The organism is Pseudomonas sp. (genome assembly GCF_033723075.1).
GTDB lineage: Bacteria > Pseudomonadota > Gammaproteobacteria > Pseudomonadales > Pseudomonadaceae > Aquipseudomonas.
The window spans coordinates 264,173-280,175 of record NZ_JAWVXU010000003.1 but is presented as its reverse complement, the minus strand read 5'-3'; the positions used below and the strand labels follow the sequence as shown (position 1 = coordinate 280,175).

Annotated in this window: 5 protein-coding genes; 2 read left to right on the top strand and 3 right to left on the bottom strand. The window is 60.6% G+C overall.

Annotated features, from left to right (window positions below):
* Positions 1–230 precede the first annotated feature (230 nt).
* Positions 231–1,637 (bottom strand): sensor histidine kinase, encoded by a 1,407-nt coding sequence (locus R3355_RS05580; protein ID WP_318960399.1) that lies wholly within the window; start codon positions 1,635–1,637, stop codon positions 231–233.
* A 635-nt stretch (positions 1,638–2,272) separates the two neighbouring features.
* On the opposite strand from R3355_RS05580, the gene ihfB reads away from it, so the two are divergent.
* On the top strand, positions 2,273–2,557 hold the full coding sequence (ihfB, locus tag R3355_RS05575) for an integration host factor subunit beta (RefSeq protein ID WP_079202277.1): 285 nt from the start codon (positions 2,273–2,275) through the stop codon (positions 2,555–2,557).
* 1,202 nt (positions 2,558–3,759) lie between these two features.
* Positions 3,760–14,097, top strand: a complete 10,338-nt coding sequence (locus R3355_RS05570) for a peroxidase family protein (RefSeq protein WP_318960398.1) — start codon at positions 3,760–3,762, stop codon at positions 14,095–14,097.
* A gap of 430 nt (positions 14,098–14,527) precedes the next feature.
* Here R3355_RS05570 and rfbD read toward each other — a convergent pair whose 3' ends face one another.
* Positions 14,528–15,400 carry a dTDP-4-dehydrorhamnose reductase gene (gene rfbD, locus R3355_RS05565; RefSeq protein ID WP_318960397.1) on the bottom strand — a complete coding sequence of 291 codons (873 nt, stop codon included), beginning with the start codon at positions 15,398–15,400 and terminating at the stop codon, positions 14,528–14,530.
* Positions 15,397–15,942 carry a dTDP-4-dehydrorhamnose 3,5-epimerase gene (gene rfbC / locus R3355_RS05560; RefSeq protein WP_318960396.1) on the bottom strand — a complete coding sequence of 182 codons (546 nt, stop codon included), beginning with the start codon at positions 15,940–15,942 and terminating at the stop codon, positions 15,397–15,399. The genes rfbD and rfbC overlap by 4 nt, the downstream gene beginning before the upstream one ends.
* Positions 15,943–16,003 lie beyond the last annotated feature (61 nt).

Sequence of the window (16,003 nt, the reverse complement as noted above, 5' to 3'; positions counted from 1 at the left end):
ACCACTGACAACGCCTGGTGCGCACGGCGCACCCTACGAGCCGGTGTCATCGAAACAATAATTCTGAGACAGCACACTAGCGACAAGATCCAGCTGGTTCCCACGCTCTGCGTGGTCACCCTGCTTTGGACGCTCTGCGTCCGCCGTGTTGGGACGCGGAGCGTCTCGGGCGGCCTGCCCACGCGGACGGTTCGACGCTTCGACGCTTCGACGTGGGGACGGTCAAATGGCTACTCTTGGGCAGACGCCAAGTCGCTAGTCGCGTCAGGGGGCGGTTTGTCTGGGTAATCCAGCCTGAATTGTGCGCATACCTTGGTGCCGGTGCCGGGTATGGATTGGATATGGAACTTCCCTCCCAGCGATTCGACGCGGTAGCGCATACCGACCAAGCCCAGACGTGTCCTGCCTGTACTTGTGGTCAACAGGCAGTCGCTTGCCATGCCATCGCCGGCATCTGTCACCTGTATCGTGAGCAAACCCTGGGCATAGGAGACGTGGACGGCCTGGCCCTTGGCGCCGGCATGGCGATAGGCATTGTTCAGCGCTTCCTGGATAAAGCGATAGATGCAGACCTTGTGTGGCGGTGGCACGTTTTCCGGCAGCGATATGCAGGTGAGGTCGACCTTGGTTTCGGTTCGCTGTCGATGGCGCTGTACGGCGAGCTCAAGCTCCTGGTGCAAACTCATGCCGTTGATTTCTGGAAGCGCCAAACCACGGGAAATTTCACGAATCTCTCGTAGGGCGTCCTGAGCGGCGTTTCTGATCGTCTCGAGTGCATCTCCTTCCGCTTGGGTGCCGTTCTTGTTGTTGCGCTCTTGCAAGGTATTGAGCTCATCGAGCCTGACGAGGATCAGGGTCAACAACTGGGCGGGCCCATCATGAAGATCTGCACCGCAACGGCGCAGGGTGAGTTCGTTGATTCGCGAGAATGCCTGGTTCGCGGTGGTGATTTTACGTTGTAGGCCGATGTTCTTTGCATGCAGCAGGGTCTGCTCCTGTATTTGCCTGCTGAGCGCATGCTGTTGCCGCAAAATGATCCGTTCGCCACGATGCACGATGGCGAACAGCAGCAACAACATCGCCACGGTAGCGGTGCCTACGACGATCCACACTTCCTGACGGACAAGCGCGATTTCCTGTTCAAGCACTTCCGCCAGTTCATAGAACTCGCCAACTGCAATGATCCTGCCCGTGCCGAACTCGCGTAGCGGGGCATAAATCTCATAAAGAGGAATGCCCAGGCTGCGTTCATAACTATTCTCTACTTCGTTCAGCGTGCCCCATTCCGTTACTGTTTTGCCCTCTAAAGCCAGGGCAATCTCCGCAGTCGCAAATGACTTGTTCAGCACGTCCTTGTTGGTGCTGTAGATGACCGTGCCATCTAGGCTCCAGATTTTTACCGAGATCACGTGAGAGTTCAGCGTGGGACTGGTCATCAGGTGGTCAATGGCTTGAGCTGTCTGCACTGAAAGGCTGCCGGTAGTGGTCAACTCCTGAACATAGGGCTCCAGAAAGGTGGTCATGTACAAGGCGCCGGCATCTGCTGCTGCCTGCACTGCCGAGCGTTCGATGGTCTTGCTGACCAGGTTGCCGACGAAGGTCATGGTCAGTCCGAGGATGATCGAGGCGGCAATCACGAATTGGCTCGAGCGACTCAAGCGGCGCAAGGACGCGCACACTCTTTGCCACCCAGGAAGGCGTGAGTTCGACGTAGGCGTTGTCGACCGGGGCGTGCTCTGGCTGGTCTTTCGTGGCAAGGCCTGCGGTGGGGATGTGAAATTCGCCAGAATGGGCATCCGCGCGGCTCCTGAATGCACTTGCATTAGCGCAACCAAACACAGGCACGTGACAGCATGATCTGCTGCCAGGCTTTCGGCTGCCCAAGCAACTGCAGCGCATTGGACAAGATCCGCACCTGCGCTGAAATGCTTGGGGCCGTGTCATCCGTGTCTGGGCCAAGCCAGAGATCCGCATACCCTACTTGCTGCATAAGTCTAGTTCAGCCGCAGCATTTGCGCGGGGAGGCGCGCCGGCGTGGCGACCGATAGCCACAGCGTCGCGCCGATCAGGGAGAGGGCGCGACCAAGCTTTTTGTCGATCAATGCAAGAATCCCTCTGGTTCCCACGTCGAGGCGTTGAACCGTCTGCGTGGTAACCCGGCCCTGGACGCTTTGCGTCCGATCAATTGATTTGCGGGCTGTTCAAATGCTGGGCAGCATGCTAAAACCTTTCTTATCGAGTGATCTAGCCGCTTGAAAAAGAAGGGAAAAACATGACCAAGTCGGAGTTGATCGAAAGGATCGTCACCCACCAGGGGCAGCTCTCAAACAAAGATGTCGAGCTGGCCATCAAGACCATGCTGGAACAGATGTCCCAGGCATTGGCTACGGGTGACCGCATTGAAATTCGCGGCTTCGGCAGTTTCTCTCTGCACTACCGCGCGCCTCGCGTGGGCCGTAATCCTAAAACCGGCCAGTCGGTACCTCTGGATGGCAAGTTCGTGCCGCATTTCAAACCGGGCAAAGAGCTACGTGATCGGGTCAACGAAGACGAGTAGCCCACTGCCTGAAGTGGTTTTCCCCCCCTCCCAAAGCCAATCGCATCGCGCTCGTTCCTGACGGGCATCTGGCATTTCCCATATCCATGGAGCACCCGCCCCGGGTCTCGCGGCGATAGCAGACAGCGTCCGCTCAAAAAACAAGGCTATGCGTGCGCCAGCTGCGTGCTGTAGTGCCAGGCTCGGCGCTTTTGTCTGTACCGGGCGCTGGTGATTGATGCCCGCTTCTACAGGTACCCACAAGCCGACAGACGCGATTGCCTCCAGTTTGCTGCGCGACAGCGCGGCGTCGAAGACGGCGAGCGAACGCCTACGGGGCCGAGACTTCCCTGGATTTCATCCAGGCTAGGAAAAATGCTGCTCACTTGGCTTATGTGAACCGCATTGCGCGCCAGGTGGGGGCTTTTCGCCGTATCCGCCAGCGGTGAGCGGCCAGCCTTGTGGGCTGCATTCGCCGCTCTGTAGCCCGGATGCAATCCGGGCTGCGGTGGCGGCATTCAGACCGGTTCCCGGATTGAGCTGGCGCTTATTGGGCTGCGGAGTTGGGGCGTGCCCAGGTTCCGCGTGGTAGCCATCGACAAGCCGACAGCACTTCATCGGGGCAGCTTTCCCCCTGGTTTGGCTGTGCGCCACAGATCGGTTTTTTGGTCACCGTACAAGTGCCTGGAGCACTGGGGTATGCCGCTTTATGATTTTCTGATTTTTGTAAATTCTAATAATTACAGTGGTTTAGTGTTTTCAATTGTTTTTTCTATCAGACCGACGGTAACTTGACAACTGTGTAGGCCGATACTTTAGTTCGTGTGTCATTACTAATAAAAGCTGATGAAGCGTGCAGCACAGAATTGCATCTGTGTTTATGTCAGCCAGCCAACACTGGACGGAAATCATGAGCAGAGACTCGGTCAATTTCACGATCGCGATCAAGCGATCGGCTTTCGGGCACTTCTTCGACCCTCATTTCCATGGGCCACCTCGTGCCTGATGCTTGATGCCGAGCCTCGCGCTTGGCATCGATGGGACAAACCAACTCAAGTCGGACACTGATACGCGCAAGCGTGTAAGTGCGGGCAGCATTTGGCCAATTCCCAGCATTACCAAACGACCTGAATTGCAACGCTGAGCCACGCCTTTGCGAGGGTTTGCATGCACGTGGCTTCCTGTTTCTGCGCATTGAGCGCCGAATATCGAGGAATATGGACATGGCCACTTTCATCAAATCCGATCTTGAGTTCATTCTTCAGCAGATCTTGATCGCCGAGGCCCATGCGGCTGGTGAGGATCTCCTCGATCTGTTGCCCAATACCGAAGTGGGATTTGGACTGCGCACCGTCGACGGATCGTTCAACAACCTGATCGAAGGACGCAGCCTGTTCGGTGCAGCCGACACAGTGTTCCCGCGCATGACGACGCCGGTGTTCCGCACCGCAGAGCCATTTGACCCGGATGGCCCGGGACCGATAGTTGCTACGTCGACTTCCTACGCGCAGATCAGCGGCCTGGTGGTCGACTCGCAACCACGCATCATCAGTAACCTGATCGTCGACCAGACGGCGAACAACCCGGCAGCGGTAGCTGCGGCGGCGGCCAACGAGGGTTCTGCTACTGTCATGAGCCCCGGTCTGGACGGCATCTTCGGTACTGCCGACGACAGGGAAGTACTGCTGATTCCGAACATCGCGCCGGACGAAGGGCTTTCTGCGCCGTTCAACCAGTGGATGACCTTCTTCGGTCAGTTCTTCGATCATGGCCTCGACCTGGTGACCAAAGGCGGCAGCGGCACGGTGTTCATCCCCCTGCAGCCGGATGATCCGCTGTTCAATCCAGCCCCTGGCGCACCGAACTTCATGGTGCTGACCCGCGCCACCAACCAACCTGGGCCGGATGGCATTCTCGGCACTGCCGATGATGTCCACGAGCACAGCAACACCACCTCGCCATTCGTTGACCAGAACCAGACCTACAGCTCGCATCCTTCGCACCAGGTATTCCTGCGCGCCTATGAGATCAACGGTGCCGGCGCACCGGTAGCCACCGGGCGTTTGATCACCAACCGCGACCTGGGTCCTGATGGCGAATTCGGCACTGCGGACGATATAGAGCTCGGCGGCATGGCCACCTGGGCAGTAGTCAAGGCGCAAGCGCGTGACATCCTCGGGATCAATCTGACCGATGCCGATTTCGACAACGTGCCGCTGCTCGCCACCGATGCCTATGGCAACTTCATCAAGGGTGTCAACGGCTTCCCGCAGGTGGTCATGGAGGGAAATGTGCTGGTCGAGGGCGACCCGACAGCCAATGGCGGGCTCGGTATTAGCCTGGATAATGCCCTGCGCACCGGTCACCAGTTCCTCATCGATATCGCCCATAACGCCGTGCCTGTAGATCAGGACGGCAATATGCTCACCCCCGATGCCGACGCTGTTGCCGGCGGGGCGGTAGCCGCGGGCACCTACGACAACGAACTGCTCGATGCGCACTACATCGCCGGCGACGGCCGGGTCAACGAGAACATCGGCCTCACAGCCGTGCACCACATCTTCCACTCCGAACACAACCGCCTGGTCGAGGTCACCAAAAATGTGATCATCGACTCCGGTGACCTGGCCTTCCTCAATCAGTGGCTGTTGACCCCGGTCGGCGCGATTCCCGCCGATACCTCGACTCTCGATTGGAACGGCGAACGTCTGTTCCAGGCCGCCAAGTTCGGCACCGAGATGCAGTACCAGCACATCGTGTTCGAAGAGTTCGCGCGCACCATCCAGCCACAGGTCGATGCCTTTATCGATTTCGACGACACCATCGATCCATCGATCGTCGCCGAGTTTGCCCACACCGTTTACCGTTTCGGTCACTCGATGCTGACCGAGACCATCGACCGCTATGACGCCAACTTCAACGTCGTTGGCGACTCGAACCCGACTGAGGCTGGCAACCAGCAGATCGGCCTGATCGCGGCCTTCCTCAATCCACTCGAATTTGCCGCCAGCGGCCCGACCCCTGATGAAGCCGCCGGTGCCATCATTCGTGGTGTGACCCGTCAGGTCGGCAACGAGATCGACGAGTTCGTCACCGAGGCCTTGCGCAACAACCTGGTCGGTTTACCCCTCGACCTGGCTGCGATCAACATCGCTCGCGGTCGTGATACGGGCATTCCGTCCTTGAACGCCGCACGCCGGGAGTTCTTCGCCGGTACCGGTGACAACCAGCTGCGGCCGTATACCAGCTGGGCCGATTTCGTGCAGCACATCAAGCATCCGGAATCGTTGATCAACTTCATTGCGGCTTATGGCACCCACAGCAGTATCACCGGCGTAGACACGTTGGATGGTAAGCGCGCAGCGGCCACGGCCATTGTTTTGGGTGGCGGTGGTGCGCCAGCAGATCGCCTCGACTTCCTCAACAGCACCGGAGCCTGGGCCAGTGGCCCTGATGGCGTGACCATCACCGGTCTCGACAATGTCGACTTCTGGATCGGTGGTCTCGCCGAAGAGAAGATGCCGTTCGGCGGCATGCTCGGCTCGACCTTCAACTTCGTCTTCGAGACCCAGCTCGAGGCCTTGCAGGACGGCGACCGCTTCTACTACCTGCACAGGACCTTTGGCCTCAATTTCCTTGGCGAGCTGGAGAACAACTCATTCGCCCAGTTGGTGATGAATAACACCGACGCGACCCACCTGCCTGCCGTCATGTTCCTGACCCCGGGGCTTATTCTCGAAGTCGATCCGGCCCTGCAGTTCGAACCCGACCCCATCGGCACTGATCCGCTGGTACCGCTGGTGATTCGCGACGACCCGGCGACCCCGGGCGTAGATACCAACTACCTGAAGTACACCGGCGATGAACACGTGGTGCTCGGCGGTACCGCCGGCGATGACGTCCTCATTTCCAGCATCGGTGACGACACCCTGTATGGCGACGGCGGCAACGACCGCCTTGAGGGTGGTGACGGCAACGACGACATCCAGGGCGGCGACGGCGACGACATCATCACCGATATCGGCGGCGACGACGTGCTCAAAGGTGGCGACGGCAACGACGTGATCCAGGGCGGCAATGGCATCAACCTGATCCTCGCAGGGCGTGGCAAAGACTTCATCGTGACCGGTGAGGACATCGGCGAGGTGATTGCCGGTGAAGGCGATGACTTCATTCTCGGCAGCCGATTCAACATACAAATGGCCGGTAACGAAGGCAACGACTGGATCGAAATCGGCAGCCAGGATGGTGCCCCGGGCGACAACTTCGACCCGTTCGGCAACGACGCGATCATCGGTCATGACGTCTTCCTCGGCGACAGTGGCTTCGATGAAATGATCGGCGAGGGTGGCGACGATATATTCGTCGGCAGCGGTGGCCCGGACAAGATGAAAGGCATGTCCGGTTTCGACTGGGCGACCTTCAAGGACAGCCGCTATGGCGTGACCACGGACTTCTTCGCCAACGCCTTCAATGAAACCCCGCTGTCGCCCTCGATTGCGGCGATCACCAGTAAATATGCCCAGGTGGAAGGGCTTTCGGGCTCGGCTTTCGGCGATTACCTGCGTGGCGACCATGCCGACGCGGCGCAGATTGCCGCTGCCGGCGCTTATGGCAGCGTACTCACCGACAACCATATCGACCAGATCAGCGGCCTGCGTGACTTCCTCGGCACTGCCGCGACCGCGGAGGGGTTCGGCGCGGGCAATATCATCCTCGGCGGTGACGGCAGCGACATCATCGAGGGCCGTGGCGGCGACGACCTGATCGATGGCGACATGTGGCTCAACGTACGCATCAGCGTGCGGCTGAATATCGATGGCACGGGAGGCGAGATCGCCAGCTACACCAGCATGAAACAGATGGTTCCGTTGATGCTCGACGGCACCTACAACCCTGGTCAGTTGGTGATCGTCCGTGAATTGATGGCGGGCAATGGCGGCTTCGACACCGCCATGTTCACCGGCAACATCATCGACTACGACATCACCAGAGACACTAGAGGCACTGCGGATGTCAGCGACGACATCTTTACCGTCACCGATACCTTTATCGACGGTGACGGCAGCGACCGTCTGACTCACATCGAGCGCTTGCAGTTCAACGATGGCGCATTGGTGCGTGATGAGACGGGTGCGTTCGTCGATGAGATTCCCGGGGCCAATGTTGGCGGCCTCAATTTCGCGCCGGTAGGGTTAGTGGACGTCATTGGTACGCCGGCAGTAGGGGAGACGCTGGTTGCCTCGGTTGCCAACGTAGCCGACGGCGACAATGTCAGTTCGGGTGACGCGGTTACCGGTCGCGTTACCTACTACTGGCAAGTTGAGCTGATACCAGGCGATGGCTTCTTCCAGGACATCCTGGTGTTTGGCGGCCTGCCTGCAGTCGGCCAAAGCTTCACCGTGACCCCCGACCTGGAAGGCTTGAGCATCCGCGCCAGAGCGGTCTATCAAGACGAACATGGCGTGCTCGAAACTGTCTTCTCGGCACCTAGCGCACAGGTGGGCGCCGGCACACCGCCAGACCCGGTCACGCCGCTACCGGCTGAGTCGATCACCACCAGCCCAGGGATTCACCTGATCCGTTCCGACCTGCAGTTCATCCTCGACTCGATCAAGGTGGCCGAACGGCACGCCGCCGGTGAGGATCTGTTGTCCCTGATCCCCCACGAGCGCTCGCCTGTCGGCCTGCGCACCGTTACCGGTGAGGACAACAACCTGCTCGCCGGCCAGAGCCAATTCGGTGCCGCGGATACGGTATTCCCGCGGCTACTGGATCCGGTGTTCAACGAAGCGGACCCCCTGGACGTCAATATGGGCGGTGATGGTGTAACGCCTACTTCATATGAGCAGACCAGCGGTTTCGTGCAGGACTCGCAACCGCGCATCATCAGTAACCTGATCGTCGACCAGACTGCCAACAACCCGGCGGCGGTCGCTGCTGCCGCGGCGGCTCTTGCCCAGGGTTCGGCAACTGTTCTCAGTCCTGGTCTGGACGGTATCTTCGGCACCGCCGACGATAAAGAAGTGTTCTTCATCCCCAACGTGGCACCGGACGAAGGCCTCTCGGCACCGTTCAACCCATGGATGACCTTCTTCGGCCAGTTCTTCGACCATGGCCTGGATCTGGTGACCAAGGGTGGCAGCGGTACGGTATTTATCCCGCTGCAGCCGGATGACCCGCTGTTCAATCCGGCACCCGGGGCACCGAACTTCATGGTGCTGACTCGTGCTACCAACCAACCCGGCCCGGATGGTGTGCTCGGTACTGAGGACGACATCCACGAACACAGCAACACCACCTCGCCGTTCGTCGACCAGAACCAGACCTATGGCTCACACCCTTCGCAGCAGGTATTCCTGCGGGCCTATGAGCTGACTGCCGGCGGGCCGGTGGCGACCGGAGGCTTGATCACCAATCGCGATATCGGCGCCGATGGTATTTTCGGTACCGGCGACGATGCGGAAATTGGCGGCATGGCCACCTGGGCAGTGGTCAAGGCTCAGGCTCGCGACCTGTTGGGTATCAATCTGACCGATGCCGATGTGTTCGATATCCCGCTACTGGCCACCGATCAGTACGGCAACTTTATCAAGGGCCCCAACGGCTTCCCGATGATAGTGCTCAAGCCTGAGCACGTGGGCGGTCCATTGGATCTAGGAGGGGACTTCGCCGGTCTCGCCGAAGGTAGTCCTGCTGCGCCGGTCGATGCTTCCTTCGCGGTCAGTACCGGCCATCAGTTCCTCATCGATATCGCCCACAACGCCGTTCCTGTGTTCGATGGGCTGGGCGCACTGGTACCCGATGCGGATGGTGTGGCCGGCAACCCGGTCGCAGTTGATCCTCTGACCGGGCAAAACCTGGAGTACGACGACGAACTGCTCGACGCGCACTACATCGCTGGCGACGGCCGGGTCAACGAGAACATAGGTCTGACTGCCGTGCACCATATCTTCCACTCCGAGCACAATCGGATGGTCGAGCACACCAAGGATGTGGTGCTGGCAACTAACGATGTGGCCTTCATCAACGAGTGGCTGCTGACCCCGATAGTCTCCCTACCGGTTGGCCAGGCGGCGATCGACGCCCTGGTGTGGAATGGCGAACGCTTGTTCCAGGTCGCCAAGTTCAGCACCGAGATGCAGTACCAGCACCTGGTGTTCGAGGAATTCGCGCGCACCATTCAACCGCAGGTCGACGTGTTTATCGGCCCGACTCAAGGCTACGAAACTGATATCGACGCCTCGATCGTTGCCGAGTTCGCCCACACCGTCTATCGCTTCGGCCACTCGATGCTGACCGAGACCATAGACCGCCTGGATCCGAACTTTGCCAGCAGCGAGATCGGCCTGATCGCCGCCTTCCTCAATCCGCTGGAGTTCGCCGCGAGCGGACCTACCCCGGATGAGGCCGCCGGCGCCATTGTTCAGGGTGTGACCCGTCAGGTCGGTAACCACATCGACGAGTTCGTCACCGAGGCGCTGCGCAACAACCTGGTTGGCCTGCCGCTCGACCTTGCCGCGATCAACCTGGCGCGTGGGCGCGACACCGGCATTCCGTCCTTGAACGCGGCTCGCCGCGAGTTCCACCAGATGACCGGCGACAGCCAGCTCAAGCCTTACACCAGCTGGGTCGATCTGCTGCAGAACCTGAAAAACCCGGCGTCGTTGATCAACTTCATCGCGGCCTACGGCACCCATGCCGAATTGCTCGCGGCTGACGTCGATACGCTGGCTGAAATGCGTGCGGTGGCGGCTGCCCTGGTGTTGGGCGGTAGTGCAGTGATCAATGCTGGTGGCGTCGGTGGAGTGGAAAGGACCTTCACCGCCGATGACGCGGATCGCATGGACTTCCTTAATAGCGTGGGGATCTACTCCAGTCTGGCCGGAGGCATAACCACCACTGGTGTCGATGCCATCGACTTCTGGATTGGCGGTCTCGCCGAGGCCACCATGCCGTTCGGCGGCATGCTCGGCTCGACCTTCAACTTCGTCTTCGAGACCCAGTTGGAAGCCCTGCAGAACGGCGATCGCTTCTACTATCTGGATCGCACCGCCGGGCTGAACTTCGTCACCGAGCTGGAGAACAACTCGTTCGCCAAGATGATCATGAACAACACCAGCGCAACCCACCTGCCGGGTCTGGTGTTCCTGACTCAGGGACTGATCCTCGAGGTCAATCAGGCTGCGCAGTTCAACGACGGGCTGGGCAGTGCCGACCCGGACAGTGGCGACCCGCTGCTGCCGCTGGTGATTCGCGATAACCCTGCAACGCCGGGCGCGGACACCAATTACCTGCACTACACCGGTGATGAGCATGTGGTGCTCGGCGGTACCGATGGCGATGACATCCTCATCTCCAGCATCGGCGACGACACCATCTGGGGCGATGCCGGCAATGATCGTATCGAGGGTGGTGACGGCAACGACCTGATCCGCGGCGGTTCCGGCGACGACATCATTACCGACATCGGCGGCGACGATAACATCCAGGGCGACGACGGCAACGACGTCATCAGCTCCGGTAATGGCATCAACCTGATCCTTGGCGGCTTTGGCCAGGACTTCATCGTCACCGGCGAGGACAGCTCCGAGGCCTTCGGTGGCCCGGGCAACGACTTTATCCTCGGCAGTAACGCCAACGAGCAGGACATGGGCAATGAGGGTGACGACTGGCTCGAGCAAGGCAACCTGGACGGCAGTCCTGGCGACAACTTCGACCCGTTAGGGCTCGATCTGGTGGTCGGTAACGACGTCTATATCGGCAGTGGCCAGCCCGACATCATGAACTCCGAAGGCGGCGACGACATCATGGTCGGCAGCGCCGGCCCGGGGGACAAGTACATCGGGGCGTCCGGTTTCGACTGGGCGACCTTCAAGGATGACCCGATGGGTGTCGACATCGACCTCACCGTGCGTGCCATCGACACGGCACCAGGACCAGTGGCGGCCGGTATCCTGGCTCGCTTCAAGGAAGTGGAAGGCCTGTCGGGTTCGGTGCATAGCGACATCCTGCACGGCGACGATGCCGACGCAGCGATAATCGCCAACGCCGGTGCCCAGGGCAGCGTGTTGACCAATATCGCCCTGATCGACGGCCTGCAGGAACTGCTCGACAACGCCATGGGCACCAACGTGACCTCCTTCGGCGCGGGCAACATCATCCTCGGTGGCGACGGCAGCGACATCATCGAAGGGCGTGGCGGTGACGACATCATCGACGGCGACCAATGGCTCAACGTGCGCATCAGCGTACGCGCCGGTGTCGATGCCAATGGTCTGCCGACCGGGGCTGAGATCGCCTCGTTCGACAGCATGGTGCCGCTGGTACCGCTCATGCTCAACGGCACCTACAACCCCGGGCAGTTGCAGATCGTCCGGGAAATCCTGCCGGGCTCCGGCGGCTTCAACTTCGACACGGCTGCATTCACTGGTCTGCTGTCGGACTACACCATCCTGGAAACTGCGCCGGGCTCGGGCAACTACCTGGTCATTGACAACGTCGGTACCGACGGCACCGACCGGCTCAGCGGTATCGAGCGCTTGCAGTTCAACGATCAGTCGGTTGTTCTGGTCGATGGCTTGAACGCAGAAGCCGTAGGCCTGGCGTCGATCAATGACTTCACCCCCGAAGTAGGCTCGCTGCTGAGCGCAGGGGTAGAGGGCGTGACCGATGCGGATAACCCCGGCATCGGCTCCGTTACCGGCCCTGTGGGCTATTACTGGCAGGCCGACTTTACCGCTACAGGTCTGTACGAAGACATCGTCATCACCACCGGCGTGGGCACGGAGTTCGCGACCGGCAAGACCTTCCTGGTAACCGAGAATCTCGCCGGGCTGAGCCTGCGGGTCAAGGCCGTCTACGAGGACGCCAACGGCGTGCTGGAAACCGTGTTCTCGGCAGTGACTGACCCGGTTTCACCGGTTCAGGTCAACGACGCACCGGTCGGCACCATGCTGATCAGCGACACCACCCCGATAGTCGGGCAACAGCTAACCGCCACTAGAGCCTTCACCGATGCGGATGGCCCCGCCAACCCGGCGCTGGCGTACCAGTGGCAGTCGGGTACTGGCGGTGTCTTCAACAACATCGCTGGCGCCACCCTGCAGACCTTCACCGTGACCATGGCGCAAGCCGGACTGCAACTGCGGGTGATGGTCACCTATACCGATGACTTCGGTACGCTGGAAACAGTGACCTCGGTGGCGACGTCGACGGTGATGAACCTGATCGTCGGTACGGCTGGGGATGATGTGCTGAACGGCACGGCTGTCGGTGATGAGATTCAGGGGTTGGGTGGGAATGACACCCTGAATGGGTTGGGTGGGGATGATGTTTTGGATGGTGGGGCGGGTAACGATACTCTCAGAGGTGGCGTCGGCAATGACACGCTCAATGGAGGCCTCGGAAACGACCAACTCAGTGGCGGTGCAGGTGCCGACAATATGATCGGCGGCGCAGGCAACGATACCTATATCGTTACCGAGGTCGGAGATGTGGTCACGGAGCTGGCTGGTGAGGGTAATGACGTGGTCTGGACCTCGCTCTCCAGTTACACGCTGGGTGCCAATGTTGACCGCCTTGTCTATGGTGGCAGCGGTGATTTCACCGGCATCGGTAACGGACTCAATAACGCGATCACCGGCGGCAGCGGTAACGATATCCTCGTTGGTGGCGCTGGTAACGATACCCTCATTGGTGGTGCAGGTAATGACCAACTCAGTGGTGGATCGGGCGCTGACAACATGATCGGCGGTGCTGGCAATGACACCTACATCGTTACAGAGGTCGGAGATGTGGTCACGGAGTTGGCTGGTGAGGGTAATGACGTGGTTTGGACCTCGCTCTCCAGTTACACGTTGAGTGCTAATGTTGACCGTCTCATGTTCGGAGGGGTTGGAGACTTTACTGGTATCGGTAATGCGCTCAACAACGCGATCACAGGGGGCGCGGGTAACGACATACTCGTTGGTGGAGCCGGTAACGACACGCTTGTTGGTGGTCTCGGCAACGACCAGCTTAGTGGTGGTGCAGGTGCCGACAATATGATCGGCGGCGCTGGCAACGATACCTATATCGTTACCGAGGCTGGAGATGTGGTCACAGAGTTGGTTGGTGAGGGCAATGACGTGGTCTGGACCTCGCTCTCCAGCTATACACTGGGCGCCAACGTCGAGCGGCTCGTCTATGGAGGCAGCGGCAACTTCACCGGCACCGGCAATGCTTTGGTGAACTCGATCACGGGTGGTGTCGGTAACGATGTGATCGCCGGTGGTGCCGGTAACGACGTACTCAACGGCGGTCTCGGCAACGATATCTTCGTGTTTGGTGCCGGCTACGGCAACGACATGATCATGGGCTTCGATGCCAACCCCGCTGGCGGGCAGGATCGGCTCAATATCGCTGCGCTGGGTGTGACGGCAGCGAACTTCGCGGCCAACGTAACTATCGCCGATGTCGGCGCGGACACCCTGGTGACCATCGGTGCGGACAGCATCCGCCTGGTCGGTATTGCAGATGCCACCACCATCAACCAGACAGACTTTATCCTGGCGGTGTAAGGAGGCCGCCAGAGCAGAGCTAGCTACAAGCAGTTACGGGATGCGGTGCGATACCGCATCCCGTATTTTTATGTCCGATGGGTTTGTACGGGGAATCCACGAAGACCCAAGGTCCTGTCAGGTCGGACCGAGTTGGTTATCGGTTCGCTATCCACACAACCTTGATTCCTCACGATGAAGCCACCGGTGTGCACGCAGCATATCCTCTGGATGTCATGTCACCCAGCGCAGCGCTTACGTCCGACAGCATTCTGTAGGAGCCAGTTTGCTGGCGATCGTTCACGTCCGTTGCGCATCGCCAGCAAACTGGCTCCTACACACCCGACCACGCCCTCTGCGAGCAAGGCTCGACCAGGAAACGATTCTTACGAGGCGGCGACACTGTACCGATTCCTCCCAGCGCCGGGCTCGTCAAGCGTGGTGGTGCTCGTCAGGCGCGCGGGCTGTGCAGGGACTCGAGCAGCGCGCTGTGCCAGTCTGGCAACTGGAGCTGCCAGTCGCGTTGCAGGCGCGTGCAGTCGAGCCGTGAGTTGAGTGGGCGCTGCGCCGGGGTCGGGTAGGCGCTGCTAGGGATGGCCTGCAACTGCGCCACCGCCTTGCCCTGGGCGCGCAACTGCTCGGCGATGGCGCTGGCGAAGCCGAACCAGGAGGTTTCGCCCTGGGCCGTCAGGTGAAAGAGGCCCCAGGGGCCGGCTTGGCCGTTGCGCCAGTGCTGGATCAATTGCGCGGTGGCGCTGGCGATGCTGCCAGCCCAGGTCGGTGCGCCGATCTGGTCGGCTACTACATTCAGGCTGTCGCGCTCCTGCAACAGGCGTTGCATGGTCCGCAGAAAGTTGCGCCCGTGCAGCGAGTAGACCCAGCTGGTGCGCAGGATCAGGTGGGCGCCGCCGACGGCCTGGATCGCCCGCTCGCCGGCCAGCTTGCTCTGGCCGTAGACACCGAGCGGGTTGGGCGCATCGTCCTCGGCATAGGGTGCCGGCTTGCGCCCGTCGAACACGTAGTCGGTGGAGTAATGGAGCAGCGGCACGCCCAGGTCGGCGGCTTCCTCGGCCAGCACGCCGGGCGCTGTGGTGTTGATCGCAAAGGCCCGCTCGGGCTCGTTCTCTGCCTGGTCGACCGCGGTGTGCGCGGCGGCGTTGACGATCAGCGCGGGGCGCAGCTCGCGCACCTGACGGCGGATCTGCTCGGGCTGGGTCAGGTCGAGCCGGGCACTGCCGCGCACGATCAGCTCGCCCTGGCCCTGCAGGCTCAGTTGCAGTTCGCGGCCGACCTGGCCGTGTTCGCCGAGCAGCAGGATCCTCATGGGAAAACCTCCGCATCGGCCAGGCTGAGGCCGGCCTGGTCTTTGCCCGACAGCTGCGGCGCCTCGGCGAACGGCCAGTCGATGGCCAGGCTCGGGTCGTCCCAGCGGATGCAGCGTTCATGGGCCGGGGCGTAGTAGTCGGTGGTCTTGTAGAGGAATTCGGCGAATTCGCTGAGTACCAGGAAGCCGTGGGCGAAGCCTTCCGGCACCCACAGCTGGCGCTTGTTCTCGGCGGACAGGTGCACGCCGACCCAGCGGCCGAAGTTCGGCGAACCGCGGCGGATATCCACCGCCACGTCGTAGACCTCGCCGGAGCTGACTCTCACCAGCTTGCCCTGGGCTTGCTGCAGTTGGTAATGCAGGCCGCGCAGCACGCCGCGCTGTGAGCGCGAGTGGTTGTCCTGGACGAACTCGCGCGTCAGGCCGGTGGCCTCGGCGAAGGCGCGGGCGTTGAAGCTCTCGTAGAAGAAGCCGCGTTCGTCGCCGAATACCTTGGGTTCGAGGATCAGGACACCCGGTAATGCTGTTTCAATGACTTTCAAGAAGGTCTCCTTGGGGGATGAGGAATGAGGGATGAGGATTGGGCGCTTCCCCATTCCCCAT

What these genes read in the sequence shown, in the direction of transcription:
- rfbD (WP_318960397.1), bottom strand. Translation starts at nt 15,400, where the DNA reads ATGAGGATCCTGCTGCTCGGCGAACACGGCCAGGTCGGCCGCGAACTG.
- ihfB (WP_079202277.1), top strand. Translation starts at nt 2,273, where the DNA reads ATGACCAAGTCGGAGTTGATCGAAAGGATCGTCACCCACCAGGGGCAG.
- R3355_RS05570 (WP_318960398.1), top strand. Translation starts at nt 3,760, where the DNA reads ATGGCCACTTTCATCAAATCCGATCTTGAGTTCATTCTTCAGCAGATC.